The 21,250-nt window shown below is 65.5% G+C and carries 18 protein-coding genes; 10 read left to right on the top strand and 8 right to left on the bottom strand.

The annotated features are described in order from the left end of the window. Nucleotide 1: 1 nt before the first annotated feature. From SUTH_RS03040 to SUTH_RS03030, 3 genes are read right to left on the bottom strand one after another with little or no spacing between them, the layout of a single operon-like run. Nucleotides 2-340 (bottom strand): copper-binding protein, encoded by a 339-nt coding sequence (locus tag SUTH_RS03040; RefSeq protein ID WP_041096988.1) that lies wholly within the window; start codon nt 338-340, stop codon nt 2-4. Between the two features lie 47 nt (nt 341-387). Beyond that, nucleotides 388-1,761, bottom strand: coding sequence for a heavy metal sensor histidine kinase (locus SUTH_RS03035; protein ID WP_041096986.1), 1,374 nt, complete (start codon nt 1,759-1,761; stop codon nt 388-390). After that, complete coding sequence (locus tag SUTH_RS03030) at nt 1,758-2,438, bottom strand: heavy metal response regulator transcription factor (RefSeq protein WP_041096984.1); 681 nt, start codon at nt 2,436-2,438, stop codon at nt 1,758-1,760. Before SUTH_RS03030 ends, SUTH_RS03035 begins: the two co-directional genes overlap by 4 nt. 148 nt (nt 2,439-2,586) lie before the next feature. Here SUTH_RS03030 and SUTH_RS03025 point away from each other — a divergent pair, with 148 nt between their 5' ends. The 10 genes from SUTH_RS03025 to SUTH_RS02980 all read left to right on the top strand — a co-directional run bounded on the left by SUTH_RS03025 (nt 2,587) and on the right by SUTH_RS02980 (nt 13,518). Next, nucleotides 2,587-3,852 (top strand): TolC family protein, encoded by a 1,266-nt coding sequence (locus tag SUTH_RS03025; protein ID WP_084207235.1) that lies wholly within the window; start codon nt 2,587-2,589, stop codon nt 3,850-3,852. Next, nucleotides 3,849-4,367: a hypothetical protein gene (locus SUTH_RS18245; protein WP_197539641.1), complete on the top strand. Its 519-nt coding sequence runs from the start codon at nt 3,849-3,851 to the stop codon at nt 4,365-4,367. Before SUTH_RS03025 ends, SUTH_RS18245 begins: the two co-directional genes overlap by 4 nt. A gap of 2 nt (nt 4,368-4,369) precedes the next feature. Beyond that, complete coding sequence (locus tag SUTH_RS03015) at nt 4,370-5,557, top strand: efflux RND transporter periplasmic adaptor subunit (protein ID WP_041096982.1); 1,188 nt, start codon at nt 4,370-4,372, stop codon at nt 5,555-5,557. A 4-nt stretch (nt 5,558-5,561) separates the two neighbouring features. Next, nucleotides 5,562-8,666: an efflux RND transporter permease subunit gene (locus SUTH_RS03010; protein WP_041096980.1), complete on the top strand. Its 3,105-nt coding sequence runs from the start codon at nt 5,562-5,564 to the stop codon at nt 8,664-8,666. A gap of 31 nt (nt 8,667-8,697) precedes the next feature. Beyond that, nucleotides 8,698-9,174 carry a hypothetical protein gene (locus SUTH_RS03005; RefSeq protein ID WP_052473803.1) on the top strand — a complete coding sequence of 159 codons (477 nt, stop codon included), beginning with the start codon at nt 8,698-8,700 and terminating at the stop codon, nt 9,172-9,174. Nucleotides 9,175-9,267: 93 nt separating this feature from the next. Continuing rightward, a complete protein-coding gene (locus tag SUTH_RS03000; RefSeq protein ID WP_041101542.1) occupies nt 9,268-9,705 on the top strand; it encodes a DUF411 domain-containing protein in 438 nt (145 codons plus the stop codon). 33 nt (nt 9,706-9,738) lie between these two features. Continuing rightward, complete coding sequence (locus SUTH_RS02995) at nt 9,739-10,101, top strand: hypothetical protein (RefSeq protein ID WP_041096976.1); 363 nt, start codon at nt 9,739-9,741, stop codon at nt 10,099-10,101. A gap of 206 nt (nt 10,102-10,307) precedes the next feature. Next, entirely contained in the window at nt 10,308-10,535 is a 228-nt protein-coding gene (locus SUTH_RS02990; RefSeq protein WP_041101540.1) for a DUF2933 domain-containing protein, read from the top strand. After that, nucleotides 10,532-11,191, top strand: coding sequence for a methyltransferase family protein (locus SUTH_RS02985; RefSeq protein ID WP_041096974.1), 660 nt, complete (start codon nt 10,532-10,534; stop codon nt 11,189-11,191). Before SUTH_RS02990 ends, SUTH_RS02985 begins: the two co-directional genes overlap by 4 nt. Beyond that, nucleotides 11,188-13,518 carry a heavy metal translocating P-type ATPase gene (locus SUTH_RS02980; RefSeq protein ID WP_041096972.1) on the top strand — a complete coding sequence of 777 codons (2,331 nt, stop codon included), beginning with the start codon at nt 11,188-11,190 and terminating at the stop codon, nt 13,516-13,518. Before SUTH_RS02985 ends, SUTH_RS02980 begins: the two co-directional genes overlap by 4 nt. Before the next feature lie 74 nt (nt 13,519-13,592). On the opposite strand, the gene fusA is transcribed toward SUTH_RS02980, so the two are convergent. From fusA to glmU, 5 genes are read right to left on the bottom strand one after another with little or no spacing between them, the layout of a single operon-like run. Further along, complete coding sequence (gene fusA, locus SUTH_RS02975; protein ID WP_041096970.1) at nt 13,593-15,644, bottom strand: elongation factor G; 2,052 nt, start codon at nt 15,642-15,644, stop codon at nt 13,593-13,595. A gap of 38 nt (nt 15,645-15,682) precedes the next feature. Continuing rightward, entirely contained in the window at nt 15,683-16,141 is a 459-nt protein-coding gene (locus tag SUTH_RS02970; RefSeq protein WP_070099321.1) for a YbaN family protein, read from the bottom strand. Continuing rightward, the gene (locus SUTH_RS02965) at nt 16,138-18,030 is read right to left on the bottom strand and encodes a B12-binding domain-containing radical SAM protein (protein ID WP_041096969.1); all 1,893 of its coding nucleotides are present in this window, start codon (nt 18,028-18,030) and stop codon (nt 16,138-16,140) included. The genes SUTH_RS02970 and SUTH_RS02965 overlap by 4 nt, the downstream gene beginning before the upstream one ends. 31 nt (nt 18,031-18,061) lie before the next feature. Continuing rightward, a complete protein-coding gene (gene glmS, locus SUTH_RS02960) occupies nt 18,062-19,891 on the bottom strand; it encodes a glutamine--fructose-6-phosphate transaminase (isomerizing) (RefSeq protein ID WP_041096967.1) in 1,830 nt (609 codons plus the stop codon). 3 nt (nt 19,892-19,894) lie between these two features. Next, nucleotides 19,895-21,247: a bifunctional UDP-N-acetylglucosamine diphosphorylase/glucosamine-1-phosphate N-acetyltransferase GlmU gene (gene glmU, locus SUTH_RS02955; RefSeq protein WP_041096965.1), complete on the bottom strand. Its 1,353-nt coding sequence runs from the start codon at nt 21,245-21,247 to the stop codon at nt 19,895-19,897. Nucleotides 21,248-21,250 lie beyond the last annotated feature (3 nt).

Genomic DNA, 21,250 nt, shown 5'->3' with positions numbered 1-21,250 from the left:
CCTACTTCACCGCTTCGACGCGAACGACGGAGTACTGGCCGCCCTTTTCTTCGGCGCGGAAGCTCAGCTTGTCACCATCCTTGACCGATGCCGGGACCACGCCCTTCTTGAAAGTGAAGGTCATGGTCATCGCACCCATGCCCAGATTTTCGATGGGGCCATGGCTGATGGTGATGCTTCCCGCCGCCCGGTCGAGCCTTCTGACCGTGCCTTCGGACAATGGCTGGCTGGCGGCCTTCGCCGGTGCGGCAGTATGCGAGGAATGATCCATCGCGATCACGGGTTGCAGGAACAATGCAAAAGCGGCGGCGGCCGCGGTACGCAAAACAAGGTGTTTCATGAAAGTCCCCTATGACAATAAACCAACGGACGCGGCGACAGTGCCGCTCACGTCATCCTCAGTTCGAAACACACGCCTCCCGTCACCGACCGGACGCCTATCTCTCCGCCGTGCGCGCGAATGATCGAACGGGTGATGGCGAGGCCCAAGCCGGCGCCTTCGCCCCCTTCGTGACGCGACGGATCGCCGCGATAGAAGCGATCGAAGATCCGCGACATCTGTTCCCGCGGAATCGGCTCGCCGGAATTCTCCACCGACAGTTTGGTGCCCTCGCTGCTGGACTCGATGTCGACCCGGATAGCTCCGCCCGCCGGCGTGTGCCGGATCGCGTTGGAGATCAGGTTGGCCAGCGCCCGGCGCAGCATCAGCTTGTCGCCGCTGACCTGGCCGCTGCCCGTCAGCGTGAGCCGCAGGCCTTTTTCCTCGGCCAGCGCATCGAAGAAGTCGAACAGTTCGCGCACTTGCAGCGCCAGATCGACCGGTTCGCGGCTCGGCACCACCAGCCCGTGGTCGGCCTGCGCCAGGAACAGCATGTCGCCGACCATGCGCGCCAGGCGTTCGTACTCCTCGGCATTCGACGCCAGCACCTCGCGGTACTCGTCCTCGCTGCGCGCCCGTGCCAGCGCCACCTGGGTCTGCGTCATCAGATTGCTGATCGGCGTGCGCAGTTCGTGGGCCAGGTCGGACGAGAAGTCCTTCAGGCGCTGGAAGGAATCCTCCAGCCGGGCCAGCATATCGTTCAGGGTCTCGGCCAGTTCGGCAAGCTCGACCGGCACGGCGTCGAGGCTCAAGCGGGTGTCGAGGCGGTTCGCCGTGACGCTTGCCGCATCGCGTCGCATGGCCTGCAGGGGCGCCAAACCGCGCCGCGCCACGACCCAGCCGAGGAAACCCACCAGGATTGCGGCAATGGCAACGAACAGCCACAGCGTCTGGCGGAAGGACTCCATGAAGTGCTCGTGATGGGAAATATCCACGGCCACCGCGACCAGCATCGGCGACAAATTTCGGTCGCCGGTCGGCAGCAAGCTGGCGATGCCGCGCCAGGGTTGACCGGCCTGGGTCCAAGACCGTGGTTTGCTGCCGGCGCCCGCCGGTTCCAGCATGGCGCGCGGAAATGCCGCATTGGCGGTCGCGAACACGCGCTTCCCTTCGGCATCGAGGACCACCACGGCGAGCCCGTGATGGCCGACCAGAGAATCGTCGAGCTGGCGCAGTAGGGTGTTCGATTCCGCCGGCGAGTGCAGCTGTTCCAGCAAGTTGGCGGCCAGCTGCGTTTTGCCGCTCAGCACCTCCATGTCCTGTTCGACGAAGTGCTGTTCGACCGCATTGCCGATCAGCATCCCCAGCCCCAGCAGCACGGCCGTCGACACGGCGGCGAACAGCAGGGTCAGGCGCGCGGTGATCGACGTGCCGCACCTCACGTCGCCTCCACCTCGAGCACATAGCCCATGCCGCGCACGGTGCGAATCAGTTTCGGCTCGAAACCGTCGTCGATCTTGGCGCGCAGGCGGCGCATCGCCACTTCAATGACATTGGTGTCGCTGTCGAAATTCATGTCCCACACCTGCGAGGCGATCAGGGATCGCGGCAGGACTTCGCCCTGGCGGCGCAGCAGGAGTTCCAGCAGCGCGAACTCCTTGGCGGTGAGGTCGATGTGGCGGCCGCCGCGCGCGGCGCGACGCCGTAGCAGATCCAGTTCCAGATCCGCCGCGCGCAACTGCTGCGGCTCCTGGCTGCGGCTGCCGCGCCGCAACAGGGTGCGCACGCGGGCCAGCAGCTCGGCGAATGCGAAGGGCTTGACCAGGTAATCGTCGGCGCCGAGTTCCAGCCCCTTGACGCGATCCTCGACCTGGTCGCGGGCGGTAAGAAACAGCACCGGCATTTCGCGCCCGGCGCGGCGCAGGCCGGCCAACACCTGCCAGCCATCCAGTTTCGGCAGCATCACGTCGAGGATCGCCAGGTCGTAGTCACCGGTTTCGCCCAGATGCAGGCCATCCACCCCGTCGCGCGCCAGGTCGACGACGAAGCCCGCCTCGACCAGCCCCTGCCTGAGGTAGTCGCCGGTTTTCGGCTCGTCTTCCACCACCAGAAGTTTCATTGCCCATTCCCGCTCGTTGCGATGCCGCAATTTTGCGCCCGCGGCATGGAAGACTACGAGAGATTACAGAAATGTAATCCGCGCGTCAGCTTGCCGTCGGCTTGCCCTTCGCAGAATGCGTGACAGTCAACCAACGGGTGCATTGGAAATGGCAACAGGAAATCGCGGGCAAAGTGGCAGGGCACTGGTCTGCGCCGTGGCGCTGATGCTCGGTCAGGCTGCCCTGGCAGCGGATGCCGGCAAGCCGGCGGGCGGTCTGGCGTCCGCGCTGGAACAGGCCTGGCGGCTGCATCCGCAGGCGGCCGCGCTGGATGCGCGCGACGCCGAGGCGCGGGCGGCGCGGGACATTGCCGGCGGGCTGACGCCGGAACCGGGTGCCATTGCCATCGGCAGCCGCAACGACCGCTGGAATCGCGATCGGGGGCAACAGGAATACGAAATCGAGTTGGCAACGCCCTTGTGGCTGCCAGGACAAAAGGCGGCGCACGAGGATGCGGCCGCGAGCCAGATCGATGAAGTGGCGGCGAAGCGCATCGCTTTGCGCTGGGAACTGGCCGGAGAGCTGCGCGAGGCGTGGTGGGCGCTGGCCGCAGCGCGCAACGCGCGGGCGCTGGCGGCCCGTCGCGTGGAGACTGCACGCGCACTGGAATCCGACGTGCGGCGGCGTTTCCGCGCCGGCGATCTGTCGCGCATCGACGGCAACCTGGCGCAGTCGGAAGTGCTCGCCGCCGAGGCGGAACTGATCGAGGCCGAGGCAAACCGGCTGCAGGCGGAACAGCTCCTGCGTACGCTGACCGGTGCCGGCGCGCCGGTCGACATCGGCGAGGAAGCGCCGGCGCCAACTGGGAAGGCGCAGCTAACCGCGGAGGCGAATGCAACCATGGCGACGCATCCGCTGCTGGCCGCCGCCGCCGCCGCCGCGCGCAGCGCGCGGGCGCGCGCCACGGTCGCCGCCGAATCCCGGCGTGCGGCACCGGAACTGGCATTCCGCGCGGTACGCGAGCGCGGCGACTTCGCCGAGCCCTACGCCAACAGCATCGGCGTGCGCTTGAAAATTCCGTTTTCCTCGGGCGCGCTGGTGCGCCGCGACACCGCCGCGGCACAGGCCGAGGCCAGCCAGGCCGACGCCGAAATGCTGCGCGCGCGAACCCGCGTCGAGCTGGAGACGGAACGCGCCCGACGCGCGCTTGCCGCGGCCGGACTACAGCTCGCCATGGCCGAAGAGCGCCGTACGCTGGCCGCCGACAATCTGCGCCTGGCCGAAAAGGCGTTCACGCTGGGCGAATCCGATTTGTCGGCGCTGCTGCGCATCCGCGCCGCCGCCTACGATACCGAATCCTTTTACGACCGTCAGCGCGTGGCCCGCGCCGCGGCGATATCGCGTTTGCAGCAAGCCCTGGGAGTATTGCCGTGAGACAAATTGTTGCAGTCGCTTTGTTTGCCGTGGCGCTTTCGGCCTTCGGCCACGGCGGGGAGGATCATGGCGCGCCACCGCCGCCTGTCAGCCAGGGAGTGGCGCCGCGTGCACTGGCCGCCACCGAGGAGTTCGAAGTGGTAGCCGCCCTCGAAGGCAAGCAGCTGGTGGTGTATGTCGATCGCTTCGCCAGCAACGAACCGGTGGTGAAAGCCAAGGTAGAGATTGAGGGTGCGGGATTGAACGGCCTTGCCGTCGAGGCTGCGCCAGGCACCTATGTGATGGACATTGCGGCAGCTATGCCGCCGGCCAAGCATGCCTTGACGATCAGCATCGAAGCCGGCGACACCGCTGACTTGCTTACCGCGACGCTGGACACGTTACTCCCGGTGGTCGCCGACGAGCATGTGCACAACTGGGGCGAGCGGGTTGTCTGGAGCCTTGCCGCCCTACTGCTTGTTAGCGGCGCCTTGCTGATCGTCCGGCGCAACAGAAAAAAAGCCAAAGGAATCTGAAAATGGAGCGAAGCGGAATTTCAGTGATGTACGCCATCAACTTGCGCTTGCTTGTCGCCTCGACAGCCCTGGCTTTCGTCGCGAACAGCGCGCTGGCCCACGGCGACGAAGATCACAGCAAGGACGCCAAGAAGCCTGCTGGCACTGCGCCGACCAGCGCCGCATCGAGTACGCCGGGCGCTCCGGGCACACCGGCCGCATTGCAGCGCCTGGCCGATGGCAGCCTGTTCGTCCCCAAGTCCGTGCAACGCCAGTTGGGACTGCGCACCCAGCCGGCGCGGCTCGGCGATCTCGCCGCGACGGTCGAGCTCAACGGCAAGGTCATTCCCGATCCCAATACGAGTGGCCGGGTCCAGGCGGCGTTTTCCGGCACGGTCATGCCGGGACCCAAAGGCATGCCCGTGACGGGGCGAAAGGTCGTCAAAGGCGAGGTGCTGGCGTGGTTGCGCCCGGTCAGCGGCGCCATCGAACGCGGCAACCAGAAGTCGCAATTGGCCGAATTGGAGGCCCAGCAGGCCATCGCCGACGGGCGCGTGAAGCGCTTCGAGCAACTTGAAGGCGCCGTGCCGCAGAAGGAAATCGAGGCAGCACGGATCGAGCGCGACGCGCTGCAAAAGCGCCGCGCCTTTGTCGGCGCCAGCATCAACGCCGCCGAGCCGCTGCTGGCAACGGCGACCGGTGTGATCAGCGCCTCGCACCATCTGGTCGCCGGACAGATCGTCGATGCCAGGGAGGTTCTGTTCGAGATCGTCGATCCCGACCGCCTTGCCGTGGAGGCGCTGGCCTACGATGCAGGCATCGCAGCGGCACTGATATCCGCCACCGCGCTGGCGGAGCAGACCGCGCTGGAACTCAAGTTTGTCGGCGGTGGCAGGCAACTGCGCGAACAGGCCTTGCCCTTGCTGTTCCGCATTGTCGGGGCCAACTCGATGGTCGCCGTTGGCCAGCCGGTCAAGGTGATTGTGCGCACGGCGCATGAACTCAAGGGCGCCCCGGTACCGCGCGCGGCGCTGACGAAAGTCGGCGCTGGCGAGACGGCGGTGTGGGTGCATGCCGAGGCCGAACGCTTTGTCGCCCGCAAGGTGCGCCATCAGTCGCTGGATGCCGGCAATGTCGCCATCGCCGACGGCTTGCACGAGGGCGACCGCGTGGTCATCGAAGGCGCCGGCCTGCTGTCCCAGGTACGCTAAAACCATGTTCGACTACATCATCCACGCCGCGCTGAAACAGCGGCTGCTGGTCCTTGGCATCTCGCTGCTGCTGATCATCTACGGCGCGCTCACGCTGCGCCAGATGCCGGTCGATGTCTTCCCTGACCTCAACAAACCGACCGTGACGCTGATGACCGAAGCCGGCGGCATGGCACCGGAGGAGGTCGAGCAGTTGGTGAGTTTCCCCGTCGAATCGGGCATGAACGGCATGCCGGGCGTGACGCGCGTGCGCTCGGTATCGGGCATCGGCCTGTCCATCGTCTATGTCGAATTCGAATGGGGCACCGACATCTACCGCAACCGGCAGCAAATTGCCGAGCGCCTGAACCTGGTGCGCGAGCAATTGCCGCCGGGCATCGTGCCGCAACTCGGGCCGATCTCCTCGATCATGGGCGAGATCCTGCTGATTGCCATCCCCGCTGACCCGGCCCAGGTGAGTCCGATGGCGGTGCGCGAATACGCGGACTGGGTCATGCGGCCGCGGCTGCTGACCATTCCCGGCGTCGCCCAAGTGATTCCGATCGGCGGCGAAGTCCGTCAGTACCGCGTCGAGATCAAGCCCGCGCAGCTGCAGGCGCTGGGCATCGAGCGCGAGAAGCTGGAAGCCGCGCTGCGCGATTTCGGCGCCAACACCAGCGGCGGCTTCCTCGAAGCCCAGGGCCGCGAATACCTGATCCGCCAGATCGGCCGCAGCTCGCGCATCGAGGATTTGCAGAATCTGGTGGTGGCGGTGAAAAACGGCCAGCCCATCCTGCTCAAGCAACTGGCCGAGGTGAAACTGGCGCCGGCCATCAAGCGCGGCGACGGCAGCTACAAGGGCAAGCCGGCGGTAATTCTGTCGGTGCAGAAGCAGCCCAGCGCCGACAGCGTGACGCTGACCCGCGACGTGGAAAAAGCCATCGCCGAACTGGGCAAGAGCCTGCCCAGGGGCATCGACAAACCGTCCTTCCTCTTCAAGCAGGCCGACTTCATCGAGCATTCGGTGGGCAACGTCAAGGAAGCGCTGCGCGACGGCGCCATCCTGGTGGCGGTGATCCTCTTCCTGTTCCTGCTCAACCTGCGCACCACGATCATTTCGTTGATGGCGATTCCTGTTTCGTTGCTGGCCACGGCACTGGTGTTCCACTACTTCGGCCTGTCGATCAATACCATGACGCTGGGTGGCCTGGCCATCGCCATCGGCGAACTGGTGGATGACGCCGTGGTCGGCGTCGAGAACGTGCTGCGCCGGCTGAAGCTGAATCGCGCCGATGCCTCGCCGCGCCCGGTGGCCGAGGTCATCGCCGCCGCGACGCTGGAAGTGCGTTCGGCCATCGTCTATGCCACGGTGATCATCGTACTGGTGTTCGTGCCGCTGTTCGTGCTGCCCGGCATCGAGGGCCGGCTGTTCACGCCGCTGGGCGTGGCCTACATCGTTTCCATATTGGCCAGCATGATCGTCTCGGTGACGCTGACGCCGGTGATGGCCTATTACCTGCTGCCGCGCATGAAACAACTACATGCCGGCGACAGCCCCTTGGTGATCTGGCTCAAGCGTTGGGACGCGAAGCTGCTGCACTGGTCCTTCGGCCATGCCCGCGCGCTGCTGGCCGGCGCGCTGGCGGCGGTGGTGATCGTCGCGGCGAGCGTGCCATTCTTTCCGCGTTCCTTCCTGCCACCCTTCAACGAGGGCACGCTGACCGTGAATGTGCTGCTCAGCCCGGGCACGTCCCTGACCGAATCCAACCGCATCGGCACACTGGCGGAGCAACTGGTCGGTCAGGTGCCCGAAGTGACCCAGATGGGCCGCCGCACCGGTCGCGCCGAACTCGACGAGCATGCCGAAGGCGTGCATTACACCGAGATGGATGTCGATCTCAAGGCCTCGGAACGCAGCCGAGAGCAGATCATCGCCGACATCCGCCAACGCCTGGCCAGCCTGCCGGCAGCCTCCAACGTCGGCCAGCCGATTTCGCACCGCCTCGACCACCTGCTGTCCGGCGTGCGCGCCCAGATCGCGCTGAAGGTCTATGGCGACGACCTCGACACGCTGCGCGGGCTGGCCGCCGAGCTGCGCGAGCGGCTGGCGAGGATTCCCGGCATCACCGATTTGCAAATCGAAAAGCAGGTGCTGATTCCGCAGGTGAAGATACGCCTCGATTACGAAAAGGCAGCGCAATACGGCGTCGCACCCGGCGCCCTGCTGCGCGGTCTGGAGCAAATGATCGAGGGCGAGCGGATTACCCAGATCGTCGAGGGCAACCGGCGCTTCGACCTGCTGGTGCGCCTGCCCGAGGGCGCGCGCAGCCCGCAGACGCTGGCGGATCTGTTGATCGAAACGCCGGGCGGGTACGTGCCGCTATCGAAGATCGCCAGCGTGGAGGAAAGCGACGGCCCCAACCAGGTCAGCCGCGAGAACTCGCGCCGACGCATCGTGCTTTCGGCCAATACCGATGGCCGCGACATGTCGAAGGTGATCGCCGATATCCGCGCCGAGCTGGCCGCCAGGCCCTTGCCGGAAGGCTACTTCACGGCGCTGGAAGGGCAATTCCAGGCGCAGGAGCAGGCATCGCGACTGATCGCCTTGCTCGCCGCCGTATCTCTGACCATGATCTTCATGGTGCTCTACAGCCGCTACCGGTCGACGGCGCTGACCCTGATTATCATGGGCAACATCCCGCTGGCCCTGGTCGGCAGCGTCATCGCGCTGTGGATTTCCGGGCAGCCGCTGTCGGTCGCCGCGCTGGTCGGCTTCATTACGCTCACCGGCATCGCCACCCGTAACGGCATTCTCAAGATCAGCCACTACATCAACCTCTGCGCCTTCGAGGGCGAAAGCTTCGGCCAGCACATGATCGTGCGCGGCTCGCTCGAACGCCTGACACCGGTGCTGATGACCGCGCTGGTCGCCGCTTTCGCCCTGCTGCCGCTGATGCTCGCGGCCGACGCGCCGGGCAAGGAAGTGCTGCATCCGGTGGCGGTGGTGATCTTCGGCGGTCTGGTCAGCTCGACCCTGCTCGATTCCTTGCTGACGCCGCTGATGTTCTGGCTGTGGGGCAAGCCCGCCCTGGAGCGGCTGCTCGCCGCCAACGAGAGCGAAAGTTTCTAACCGTGTTTCCGACAACCAAGGAGTTTCCATGATGAAAACCAAGACGCTGATCTACTCGGCCGCCGCCAGCCTGTTGCTCTTCGCGGGCGCGACCGCGTTCGCCCACAGCGACGAATACCTCGACACCCAGAAGACGCCGAACGGCGGCCAACAGCGCATGGCCGGCATCTATCACTTCGAACTGGTGGTGGCGAAGGACAGCAAGGAAGCCAGGGACAACCCGGTGATCGTGTACGTCACCGACCATGCCAACGTCAAGATTCCGACAGTCGGCGCCGGCGGTACGGCGACCATCCTCGCCGGCAAGCAGAAGGCCAGCGTCAAGCTGGTCCCCGACGGTGACAACCGACTCAAGGGAATCGGCAAGTACGCTTCGACGCCGGACATGAAGGTGGTGGTTTCGCTCACCCTGGCCGGCAAACCGGCCGAGCAGGCGCGGTTTACACCCATGGCGCCGATGGCGGCCCCCGCAGCCGCAAAGGACGGTCATAGCGACCACAAGCACTGACAGAACCACAGATGACAAAAATGTCATTTCGGCGTCAGCTTGCCGTCGGAGTCGGAGGGCGATACTGACCTCATCTACAGCAAGGAGCCGAAAATGAAATCCGTCGTCCGCATCGCCCTTGTCCTCTCGCTGCTGGTACCCGCCGCCTGGGCCGCGCCAACGCTGCCTGCCGTGACGGTGTACAAGAGCCCGAGCTGCGGCTGCTGCGGGAAATGGGTCGAGCACATGAAGGCCAACGGTTTTCCGGTGACCACCATTGACACCGAAAACGTCGCCGCCCACAAGGCCCGCCTCGGCGTGCCGCTGGCCATGGGCTCCTGCCATACCGCCGAAGTCGGCGGCTACCTAGTCGAAGGCCATGTGCCGGCAGCCGATGTCAAGCGCCTGCTGGCCGAAAAGCCGCGCGCCCGTGGCCTCGTCTCGCCGGGGATGCCGGCCAGCGCGCCCGGCATGGACGACGCACGCAAGATTCCCTATGAAATTCTGCTGGTCGGGAAGGATGGCAAGACAAGCACCTACGCCCGCCATTGAGAATCCGCTCTTCAAACAAGCAAAGGAACGATCATGAAATCACTATCCCACAAGGCCATCACAGCCATCCTTGCCGCCAGCCTAGCGGCTCCGCTGGCCCTTTTCGCCGCCGACAAGGCGACCGAAGATCATGCCAGTCATCACCCGGAACAAGTGCCGACCGCAGCTCCTGGCAAGCCCGCGCCGGGCATGCAGCAGATGCAAGCCAGGATGCAGATGATGCAGACACGGATGGCAGCGATGCAGAAAAGCACCGATCCACAAGCCCGCATGCCGATGATGATGGAACAAATGCAGGACATGCAGGCGATGATGAAGGACATGAACGCCGCTTGTCCGATGGCTGGCGGCATGATGCGCGGCGGCCCGGCCAATGCCTCCGCGCCGGCGAAGTAGATCGTCGCGTATGCGATGAACGGGGTGCAGGCTCATGCTGGCGCGGCTGAAACGACTTCTCGACGACTTCCGGGCCTGGCGCGCGACCAATCTGCAGGCGCATGCCAACTCGAAGCCATCCGCCTGTTGTTCGGCGCCACCGCCCGGCGCGGGTGACGCGGGTCTTTCGCGCGCACCTTGATGCCGTCGCCGCGGAGGAATGCAAAATGAGCGAGCATCTCCACGAACACACGCCAATGACCGGACGGGCAAAAGTCGCCTGGATCGTCTTCGCCGTGATTGCCGCCTTCTACCTGTTGACCGAGCATCGCGCCCATCTGCTGGGGGCACTGCCCTTCCTGCTGCTACTGGCCTGCCCGCTGATGCATTTGTTCATGCATGGCGGCCACCGTGATCACAGCCACGGCCCACCGGACAAGGGGACGGACAAATGACCGGCAACCCTTCGGCCTACGGCCTGTGGTCCCTCGTGCTGCTCAACGCGGCGGTGTTCATCATTTTCGCCTTCAGTTTCTACAAGCCGAAGACGTCGCGCGACTGGCGCAGTTTCGGCATGTATGCGGCTTTCATCGTCGCGCTGTTCTCCGAGATGTACGGTTTCCCGCTGACCATCTACCTGCTGTCGGGCTGGCTTTCGCAGCGTTTCCCCGAAGTCGATTTCCTCTCCCACGATGCCGGCCATCTGCTCGAAGTCATGTTCGGCTGGCGCGCCAATCCGCACTTCGGACCCTTCCACCTGCTGAGCACGGCCTTCATCTTCGGTGGCTTCTGGCTCTTGGCGTCGGCCTGGAACGTGCTCTACCAAGCGCAGCGTGCACATCGCCTGGCGGCCAGCGGCCCTTATGCACGCATCCGCCATCCGCAGTACGTGGCTTTCGTCCTCATCATGTTCGGTTTCCTGCTGCAGTGGCCGACCCTGCTCACCGTCGTCATGTTTCCGATTCTGGTAATCGTCTATGCCCGCCTCGCCCGGCGGGAGGAAGCGGAGGCGCTCAAGGTTTTCGGTAACGACTACCGCGACTATCTGTCGCGGACGCCGGCGTTCGTCCCTCGCTTCAACGCCAGCACCACCCAAGGAAAATCGTCATGAATCACGCCAATCATTCGCACGCGGAATACGGCCATCCAGCAATTGTTTCCGCAGCAGACAAGGATCCGGTGTGCGGCATGACGGTGAAGCGCGATTCGGTGCACGGGTTGGACTACGCAGGGCGGCACTACCGCTTTTGCAGCGCGAAGTGCCTCGCCAAGTTCGAAGCCGAACCGCAACGCTATCTGCAAGCCGCCGCCGAACCGGCTGCCGCCGCAACGGTAGACGGGACGATCTACACCTGCCCGATGCATCCGGAGATACGCCAGCCGACTCCAGGCAACTGCCCCAGGTGCGGCATGACCCTGGAGCCCCTGCTGCCCGCCCTCGACGACGAGGAAAACCCGGAACTGGACGACTTCCGCCGCCGCTTCTGGTGGACGCTGCCGCTCACAGTCGTGGTAACGATTCTCGCAATGGCTGGACATCGCCTGGAAATGCTGACACCGCAAAGCCAGAGCTGGGCCGAACTGATCCTCTCCGCGCCGATCATCCTCTGGGCCGGCTGGCCGTTCTTCGTGCGCGGCATCCAGTCGGTGCTGACGCGCAATCCCAACATGTGGACCCTGATCGGCTCGGGCACTGCCGCCGCTTTCGGCTACAGCGTGGTAGCGACCGTCGCGCCGCAAGTGTTCCCCGCCTCCTTCGTGGCCGATGGCCGGGTCGGCGTCTATTTCGAGGCTGCGGCGGTGATCGTCTCGCTGACCCTGCTCGGCCAGATATTCGAGTTGCGCGCGCGCTCCCAGACCTCGGCGGCGATCAAGTCCCTGCTGGGACTGGCGCCCAAGACCGCGCGGCGCATCGCCGCCGACGACAGCGAGGAAGACGTCTCGCTGACCCACGTTCATGTCGGCGACCGCTTGCGGGTACGCCCCGGCGAGAAAGTGCCGGTGGATGGCGCCGTCGAGGAAGGACGGAGCGCCGTGGATGAATCCATGCTGACCGGCGAGCCCATTCCCGTGTCCAAGCAGCCCGGCGACAAGCTGATCGGGGCAACCATCAACGCCAACGGCAGCCTGATCATGCGCGCCGAGAAGGTCGGCGCGGAAACCGTGCTGTCGCAGATCGTGCAGATGGTCGCCCAGGCCCAGCGCTCACGGGCGCCCATGCAACGGCTGGCCGACGTTGTGGCCGGTTACTTCGTCATCGTGGTGATGAGCATCGCCACGCTTACCTTCCTTGGCTGGGGTCTGTTCGGCCCGGAGCCGAGCTGGGTCTACGGCCTGATCAACGCGGTATCGGTGCTAATCATTGCCTGTCCCTGCGCCCTCGGATTGGCGACGCCGATGTCGATCATGGTGGCCACCGGCAAGGCGGCGACGGCCGGCGTGCTGTTCCGCGATGCCGCCGCGATCGAGCAGTTGCGCACCATCGACACCTTGATCGTGGACAAGACCGGGACCCTGACCGAAGGCAAACCGGCCTTCCATGCGGTGGTCGCGGCACCGGGTTTTACACAGGACGAGGCCTTGCGCATCGCCGCCAGCCTCGACCAGGGCAGCGAGCACCCGCTGGCGCATGCCATCGTCGCCGAGGCGCGCCAGCAAAAGCTTGCACTGGAAACGCCGGAAGAATTTGAATCGGGCTCCGGCATCGGCGTGCGCGGCAAGGTGGCGGGCCGCGCGGTGATTCTCGGCAACACCGCGCTGATGGAAGACGAGTACGTCGCTTGGAACGGACTGGCGGAGCAGGCCGAGGCCCTGCGCCAGGAAGGCGCCAGCGTCATGTATCTGGCGGTGGACGCGCAACTGGCCGGCCTGCTCGCCGTCGCTGATCCGCTCAAGGCGTCGACGCTGGAAGCCCTGGCGGGACTCAAGACGACCGGCATCCGCGTCGTCATGGCGACCGGCGACGGCCTCACCACGGCGCGCGCCGTGGCCGCGCGCCTGGGCATCGACGAGGTGCATGGCGAGGTCAAACCCCGCGACAAGGTGGAACTGGTGGACCGCTTGCAGCGCGAAGGCCGCCAGGTCGCCATGGCCGGCGACGGCATCAACGATGCGCCGGCCCTGGCCAAGGCGAATGTCGGCATCGCCATGGGCACCGGCACCGACGTGGCCATGAACAGCGCCCAAGTCACGCTGGTCAAGGGCGACCTGCGCGGCATCCTGCGCGCGCGGGCATTGTCGGTCGCCACCGTCGGCAACATGCGTCAGAACCTGGCTTTCGCCTTTCTCTACAACGCCCTCGGGGTGCCGCTCGCGGCGGGACTGCTGTACCCATTCACCGGCTTGTTGCTGTCGCCGCTGATTGCGGCGCTGGCGATGAGCTTCAGTTCGGTCTCGGTCATCACCAACGCCTTGCGCCTGCGCCGCGCAGCGGTTTGAACTGCCCGAATCGCCCTGGCCGGATCCTGGCGCCGTACCGCCAGCGCCGACTTCTGTCGGCGCCGAAGACCGCCCTATTCGTCTTCGTCCTTGAGCCTGAAGCTGGCCGCGAGTTTCTGCTGCGTCTGGGGCGGCACCTGCGCGTAGCGGGCGAACTCGATGCTGTAGGCGCCCTGGCCGCCGGTCATCGATTTCAGGCGCGAGGCATAGTCGGTGATCTCGGCCAGCGGCACCTCGCCGGTAATGGACGCGGTGCCGCCGGGACGCGGGCTGGTGCCGGTGATGTGGCCGCGCCGGCTCGACAGGTCGCCGGTGAGGTCGCCGATCGCCGCCTCGGGGGCAACGATCTCGATGCCGACGATGGGCTCCAGCACGATCGCCGCCGCGGCGCGGATGGCCTCCACCGTGGCTTTGCGGCCGGCGCTGAAGAACGCGACTTCCTTGCCGTCGACCGGGTGCGTCTTGCCGTCATGGACGATGACGCGGATGTCCTGCACCGGGAAGCCGGAGATCACGCCATCGGTCAGCGCCTGGCGCACACCCTTCTCGACGGCGGGCATGAACACGCCGGGAATCACGCCGCCCTTGACGTGGTCCACGAACTCGAAACCCGAGCCGCGCGGCAGGGGCTCGGCCTTCAGATACACCTCGCCGAACTGTCCGGCGCCGCCCGATTGTTTCTTGTGGCGGCAGTGTCCTTCGGCTCCGGTCGTGATGGTCTCGCGATAGGGAATCAGCGGCAGCCTGGTGTCCAGTTCGAGCTTGTACTGGGTCGCCATCTTTTCCAGCTTGTAGCGCAAATGCATTTCGCCGAGACCGCGAATCACGGTCTCATGCGTGGTTGGATGGCGCTCGACTTCGAAGCAGGGGTCTTCGAGCTCCAGCTTGTGCAGGATGTCGAACAGGCGTTGCTCGTCGCCCTTGCGCCGGGTTTCGACGGCCAGCCCCTGCATCGGCCGCGGAAATTCGAGGGGTCGCAGATGGATGTTGTCTTCGTCATGGGAGTCGTGCAGCACCGCATCGAAATCGATCTCCTCGACCTTGGCCACGGCGCCGATGTCGCCCGGCACCAGCTCATCGACTTCCAAATAATCCTTGCCCTGCAACTGGTAGAGGTGGGCGACCTTGAAGGGTTTCCTGCCCTCGCCGACGAACAGCTGGCTGTCCTTCCTGACCGTGCCCTGATGCACACGGAACACGCCGACCTTGCCCATGTAGGGATCGACGACGATCTTGAAGACATGGGCCAGAACGTGCCGCGAAGGATCGGGGTGCGCATCGAAGGCAACACCCGCCTGCACCGAGGCGCCGCGATAGAACAGCGGCGGATTGCCCTCGGCGGGATTCGGCGCCAGTGACGCCAGCACGTGCAGCAATTCGGCGATGCCGGCGCCACTGCGGGCCGACGCAAACAGGATGGGAATCAGGTGGCCGGCGCGCAGGGCCTTCTCGAAGGGCGCGTGCAGTTCCGCCGCGTTCGGGTCCTTGCCGTCTTCCAGGTAACGAGCCAGCAGCGACTCGTCCTCTTCCACCAACTGGTCGATCAGTTCGCGATGGGCGTGGGCGATGGAATCGAAATCCGCGTCGCCGGCAGCATGCTCCAGCACTTCTACCACCTCGTGCCGGTCATGCGCCGGCAGGTCGAGCAACAGGCATTCCTTGCCGAAGCGCTCGCGAATCTCGCCCACCAGACCGGGCAGGTCGACATTCTCGGCGTCGATCTTGTTGATCACGATCATGCGCGCCAGCCCGCGCGCCTGGGCCGCAGTCATCATGCGCTCGGTGGCGAGTTCGATGCCGGTCTGGGCATTGATCACCACCACGGCGGTATCGACGCCCGCCAGCGCGGCGGTGGCCTGCCCGGCAAAATCGGGGTAGCCCGGCGTATCGATGAGATGTACGTGAACACCTTCCCAGGCGAAGTTGGCCAGCGCCGCGTTCAGCGAATGGCCGGCGGCCTTTTCCTGCGGATCGAAATCGCAGACGGTGTTGCCCTTCTCCACGCTGCCCTTGGCGTTGATCGCGCCGGCCTTGAACAGCAAGGCTTCCGCCAGCGTGGTCTTGCCGGCGCCGCCATGACCGACGAGGGCGACGGCGCGGATTGATTCGGTGGTGTAGCTGGCCATGATGCGGACCTCCCTTAGCGTTTGTCTTGCGCCAAATTCTACGCCCGCGGGCCTGATCGGTCCGCTATGTCGGGGCGGTCGCGCGAAGGAACGCGCCAGAGCCAGACCGAAGTGGACAGGCCGATGACCGCAAGCAGGATTTGCAGCCAGGGCATGGCCGACAGCGTCCAGATCGACGCGCAGATGGTCAGGCTCATCAGCGTGACGGCGATCACCTTGATGCGATACGGAATGCTGTGGTGCCGGCGCCATTCGATGATGAGCGGGCCGAAGGTGGGGTTGGCGACCAGCCAGCGATAGAAGGGTTCCGAGGCACGCGCGTAGCAGGCCGCCGCCACCAGCACGAAGGGCGTGGTCGGCAGGCCGGGCAGGAACACGCCGATGATGCCGAGCAGCAGGGCAAGGCTGCCGAGCGTCCACAACACCACGCGCACCAGCATGGAAGGATGGAGCTCCGACTCGGGGATCTCGTAGGGCGGTTCCTGTTCTTCGCTCATACCCACGATTCGAGAGCCCGGGCGATGAAGTGACGTGGCACTTTGGTACGCGGAACGCGGCCGGAAAACCAGCTGCGCACGTCCTCGTCGAGACCGAGTCCGTGCATGTAGTTGTAGAGCGCCTTGTTCAGTGCGATGCCGAGCGTCGCGTGGTCGACGCCGGTCGGATCAATGAAGCCGACATCGTTCCGCGCAAACGAAACCGGGGGCAGGGGCTTCAAGGTGATGCCAAAACGCTCGGGGTGTTGCCCGACCGGCGAATGCACGGTGCAGGCGAAACGATGGAAGAAGCCGGACTGGATGCAACCTGCGGCGAACAACTGGCGCACGTATTCCAGCGCGTCGACCGTGTCCTGCACGGTCTGCGTCGGGAAGCCGTACATGAGGTAGGCATGCACCAGGATGCCGGCATCGGTGAAGGCATGCGTCACCCGCGCCACCTGCTCGACCGAAACGCCTTTCTGCATCAGTTTGAGCAAGCGATCGGAGGCGACTTCAAGGCCGCCGGAAACGGCGATGCAGCCGCTCCCCGCGAGTTCGGCGCATAACTCGGGCGTAAATGATTTCTCGAAACGGATATTGCCCCACCAGGAAATCGACCGCTGGCGCTTCCGCAGTTCATCGACGAGTGCCTTCAAGGCCTTGGGCGGGGCGGCCTCATCGACGAAATGGAATCCTGTCTGCCCGGTCTCGGCAATGATGGTCTCGATGCGGTCGACCAGGGTCGCGGCGGCGACCGCCTCGTAGCGGGAAATGTAATCCAGCGATACATCGCAAAAGCTGCATTTCTTCCAGTAGCAGCCGTGAGCGACGGTCAGCTTGTTCCAGCGCGCGTCGGACCATAGCCGATGCATGGGGTTGAGCATGTCGAGCAGCGACAGGTAGTGGTCGAGCGGCAGGCCGTCCCAGGTCGGCGTGCCGGCTTCGGCGAAGGGAACGTCGGGTTCGTGCGCATCGACGTAGCGCACGCCTTCGGCCGTGCGCACGAAGCTGCGCACCAGCCGGTCCTGCGGCCGCTGGCCTTTCAGGTGTTCGAGCAGGGCCAGCAACGGCCGCTCGCCATCGTCCAGCGTGACGTAATCGAAATGGTCGAACACCCGCGGTTCACTGAGCTCGCGCAATTCGGTATTGACGAAGCCGCCGCCAAGCACGGTGATGATCGCGGGGTCGTGCGCCTTGATCGCCTGCGCGATGCGGAACGCGCCATAGACGTTGCCGGGAAACGGCGTCGACACCAGCACGATGTTGGGCGCATGCCGCGCCACGGCCGCCTGCGCCAATTCGTGGAGAGTCCTGTCGACCAGGTTGAGCGGCGCGGCCAGCGCCTTGGCCAAAGGGTCGAAGCTGGCTTGGCTCTGCGCCAGCGATTCGGCGTAGCGCACGAACTCGAAGCGCGGATCGATGGCTTCACGCAGCACGTCGGCGACATCGTCGAGATACAGGGTGGCGAAGTGCCGCGCGCGATCCTGGACGCCGAGGGCTCCGAAGGCCCAGGCCAGCGGATCGCCGCCTTCGTCGTCAATATAGGCGTCGAGCGATTCGAAGCGCGACCCTTCGGGCAGGAAGTGGCGGCCCGCGATACGATGCCCGATCGACGGATCACGCCCCTGCAGGAATGCCACCGCGCAGTCGATCGTGGCGAGATAGCGGTCGAACGCCCGGTCGAAGGCCTGGACGCGCGGCGTGCGCTGCGCCACGGGCAGGGCAGAAATGCATTCGCGAACGGCCAGCAGCCCGTCACGCGAAAGCAGACGCAGCACCAGAGCAAGAGCCAGATCCTCCTGCACCGCGTCGATGCCGCGCGAGCGCAGAAAGCCGGTCAGGTAGGCCGTCGACGGATACGGCGTGTTGAGTTGCGTCAGCGGCGGAATGACGGAGAGAACACGCATCGGCTCGGTACGCTCCGGATTCAGGCTGGGGCTACTCGACGGTGACGCTCTTCGCCAAGTTGCGCGGCTTGTCCACATCCGTGCCCTTCACCAGTGCCGCGTGATAGGACAGCAATTGCAGCGCAATCACATGCAGCACCGGCGATAGCAGGCCGTAGTGTTCGGGCAGGCGCAGCACATGGACGCCCGCTTCCTCGTCCACCGCCGAATCGGCGTCGGCGAAGACATACAGTTCGCCGCCGCGCGCGGCGACTTCCTTGAGGTTGGACTTGAGCTTTTCCAGCAGGGCATCGTTGGGCGCGATGCTGATCACCGGCATGTCCTTGTCGACCAGCGCCAGCGGACCGTGCTTGAGTTCGCCCGCGGGATAGCCTTCGGCGTGGATGTAGGAGATTTCCTTGAGCTTCAGCGCGCCTTCCAGCGCGATCGGGTAGTGATGGCCGCGGCCGAGGAACAGCGCATGGTGCTTGTCGGCAAAGCGCGTGGCCCAGACCTTGATGTCGGGCTCCAGGGCCAGCACTTTCTGCACGGCGACCGGCAGGTGGCGCAGTGCCTTTAGATGTCCAGCCTCATGCTCCGGCGCGAGGCGTCCGTTCTGCTTGGCCAGCGTCACCGCGAGCAGGAACAGCGCGGCCAGCTGGGTGGTAAACGCTTTGGTCGACGCCACGCCGATCTCGGGTCCGGCCCGGGTCAGAAAGCGCAAGGCGCATTCGCGCACGATGGCCGACTCGGGTACGTTGCAGATCGCCAGCGTGCGGCCCATGCCGAGCGCCTTGGCATGCTTGATCGAAGCCAGTGTGTCGGCGGTTTCGCCGGACTGGGAAATCGCCACCACGAGCTGTTCCGGATTCGGCACGGAAACGCGGTAGCGATACTCGCTGGCGATTTCCACGCTGCAACCGATCCCCGCCAGCTGCTCGATCCAGTAGCGCGCGACGAGGCCGGCATGGAAGCTGGTGCCGCAGGCGAGGATCAGCACCGAGCGCACGCCGGCGAGCATTTCCGGGGCGGCGACGCCGAACAGGTTGGGCGTAAGCGTCTGCGCGCCGCCGATCATTTCCAGCGTGGCGGCCAGCGCCTGCGGCTGCTCGAAGATTTCCTTCTGCATGTAGTGCTGGTAGTCGCCCAGCTCCACGTCGCCCGCCGAGAGCGTGCTTTCATGCACCGGGCGATCCGCCGGTACGTTCATCGCCGTACCGCCAGCGCCGACTATTCGAATTGAATCACGCTTGAGTTCGGCGACATCGCCGTCTTCAAGGTAAATCATGCGCCGCGTGACCTGCAACAGGGCCGAGGCATCCGACGCCGCGTAATTGCCGTCTTCACCAAGGCCCAGCAGCAGCGGCGCGCCGTGGCGGGCGACAACGATGCGGTCGTCCCACTCCTGCACTACGGCGATGGCGTAGGCGCCGATCAGGCGCAGCGTGGCCAGGCGCACGGCGTCGAACAGGTCGGGCGTCGACTTCAGGGTGTGCTGGATCAGGTGGGCGATGACTTCGGTGTCGGTATCGGAACTGAATGCGTAATCCTCCGCCATCAATTCCTGCTTCAGCTCGACGTAGTTCTCGATGATGCCGTTATGCACCACGGCCAGCCCGGCGGAGACATGCGGATGTGCGTTGCGCTCCGAGGGCACGCCATGCGTCGCCCAGCGGGTATGGGCAATGCCGTGATGGGCCGCCTGCCCCGCCGCCTGCGCCGCCAGTTCGGCGACGCGGCCGACGCTGCGCAGGCGCGTCAGGGTCGGGTTGAGCAAGGCCACGCCGGCCGAGTCGTAGCCGCGATATTCGAGCCGGGTCAGGCCTTCGATCAGCACCGGAACAATGTTGCGCTCGGCAACGGCTGCGACGATGCCGCACATGGCTCAGTCCTTCTTTTTCTTGACGGGTCGCTTCCAGCCGGGAATCGACATCTGCTTCGCGCGCGAAACCGTCAGTTGGTCGGGCGGCGCATCGCGCGTCAGCGTGGTGCCGGCACCGAGCGTGGCGCCGCGACCGACGGTGACCGGCGCCACGAGCTGCGTGTCGGAGCCGATGAAGACGTCGTCCTCGATCACGGTGCGGAACTTGTTGGCGCCGTCGTAGTTGCAGGTGATGGTGCCGGCGCCGACGTTAACGCGACTGCCGATCGTGGCATCGCCGATGTAGGCAAGGTGGTTGGCTTTCGAGTGGTCGGCGATGGTCGAATTCTTCACTTCGACGAAATTGCCGATATGCACGTCGCGACCGAGCTCGGTGCCGGGGCGCAGGCGGGCAAAGGGCCCGACGATGCTGCCGGCGCCGACCACTGCATTTTCAAGCACGCAGTTGGCGCGCACCTGTACACCGTCGCCGAGCACGACGCGGCCCTCGAACACGCAATTGACATCGATGCTGACATCGCGACCGCAGACCAGCTCGCCGCGTACGTCGATGCGCGCCGGGTCGACCAGCGTCACGCCGGCTTCCATCAGCCGTTCGGCGATGTTGCGCTGATGCACGCGCTCCAGGGCGGCGAGTTGCAGCTTGCTGTTAATGCCCTCGGTTTCCCAGGCGGCATCGGGATGCGCGGTCACCACCGGCATGCCTTCGTCTACCGCCAGGGCGACGATGTCGGTCAGGTAGTACTCGCCCTGCGCGTTGCGGTTGCCCAGCGAGGGCAGCCAGCGCGCCAGCGCCGCGGTGGGCGCCACCAGGATTCCCGTATTGATTTCGCGAATCGCCTTTTCGGCATCGTCGGCATCCTTCTCCTCGACGATGCGCGTGACGAGACCGTCGACCCGGACGATGCGGCCATAGCCGTGCGGATCGTCAAGATGTGCGGTCAGCAGGGCCAGCGAGTCGTCGCCCGCCGCCTCGATCAAACGCCGCAGGGTAGACGCGCGAATCAGCGGCACGTCACCGTAGAGCACCAGGGTAAAAGTCGGCGCTAGCGACGCCCCGAAGGAAGTCCCCTTGGGGGATACGGCGATTGCAAGATGCGGCAGGGCCTGCAACACCGCATGGCCGGTGCCGAGTTGCGGCTCCTGCAAGGCCCAGGTCAGGTCGGGAGCGTCGAGGGCGGCGCGCACCTGCTCGCCGCCGTGGCCGTACACCACGCAGATTTTCGTCGCGCCGATTTCGCGCGCCGTGTCGAGCACGTGGCCCAGCAAAGCTTTTCCCGCCAGCGGATGCAGCACCTTAGGCAAGTCGGAGCGCATCCGCTTGCCCTGCCCCGCCGCGAGGATGACGACGTTCAAGGC

The organism is Sulfuritalea hydrogenivorans sk43H (assembly GCF_000828635.1).
In the GTDB taxonomy this organism is placed as follows: Bacteria; Pseudomonadota; Gammaproteobacteria; order Burkholderiales; family Rhodocyclaceae; genus Sulfuritalea; species Sulfuritalea hydrogenivorans.
Note: the sequence above shows the minus strand (reverse complement) of the source record. Positions and strands in the feature narration are given on the sequence as shown.

What these genes read in the sequence shown, in the direction of transcription:
- fusA (WP_041096970.1), bottom strand. Translation starts at nt 15,644, where the DNA reads ATGGCCAGCTACACCACCGAATCAATCCGCGCCGTCGCCCTCGTCGGT.
- SUTH_RS02980 (WP_041096972.1), top strand. Translation starts at nt 11,188, where the DNA reads ATGAATCACGCCAATCATTCGCACGCGGAATACGGCCATCCAGCAATT.
- SUTH_RS03025 (WP_084207235.1), top strand. Translation starts at nt 2,587, where the DNA reads ATGGCAACAGGAAATCGCGGGCAAAGTGGCAGGGCACTGGTCTGCGCC.
- SUTH_RS03005 (WP_052473803.1), top strand. Translation starts at nt 8,698, where the DNA reads ATGAAAACCAAGACGCTGATCTACTCGGCCGCCGCCAGCCTGTTGCTC.
- SUTH_RS03000 (WP_041101542.1), top strand. Translation starts at nt 9,268, where the DNA reads ATGAAATCCGTCGTCCGCATCGCCCTTGTCCTCTCGCTGCTGGTACCC.
- SUTH_RS03030 (WP_041096984.1), bottom strand. Translation starts at nt 2,438, where the DNA reads ATGAAACTTCTGGTGGTGGAAGACGAGCCGAAAACCGGCGACTACCTC.
- SUTH_RS03040 (WP_041096988.1), bottom strand. Translation starts at nt 340, where the DNA reads ATGAAACACCTTGTTTTGCGTACCGCGGCCGCCGCCGCTTTTGCATTG.
- SUTH_RS02995 (WP_041096976.1), top strand. Translation starts at nt 9,739, where the DNA reads ATGAAATCACTATCCCACAAGGCCATCACAGCCATCCTTGCCGCCAGC.
- glmS (WP_041096967.1), bottom strand. Translation starts at nt 19,891, where the DNA reads ATGTGCGGCATCGTCGCAGCCGTTGCCGAGCGCAACATTGTTCCGGTG.
- SUTH_RS02985 (WP_041096974.1), top strand. Translation starts at nt 10,532, where the DNA reads ATGACCGGCAACCCTTCGGCCTACGGCCTGTGGTCCCTCGTGCTGCTC.
- SUTH_RS02990 (WP_041101540.1), top strand. Translation starts at nt 10,308, where the DNA reads ATGAGCGAGCATCTCCACGAACACACGCCAATGACCGGACGGGCAAAA.
- SUTH_RS02965 (WP_041096969.1), bottom strand. Translation starts at nt 18,030, where the DNA reads ATGCGTGTTCTCTCCGTCATTCCGCCGCTGACGCAACTCAACACGCCG.
- SUTH_RS02970 (WP_070099321.1), bottom strand. Translation starts at nt 16,141, where the DNA reads ATGAGCGAAGAACAGGAACCGCCCTACGAGATCCCCGAGTCGGAGCTC.
- SUTH_RS03010 (WP_041096980.1), top strand. Translation starts at nt 5,562, where the DNA reads ATGTTCGACTACATCATCCACGCCGCGCTGAAACAGCGGCTGCTGGTC.
- SUTH_RS03015 (WP_041096982.1), top strand. Translation starts at nt 4,370, where the DNA reads ATGGAGCGAAGCGGAATTTCAGTGATGTACGCCATCAACTTGCGCTTG.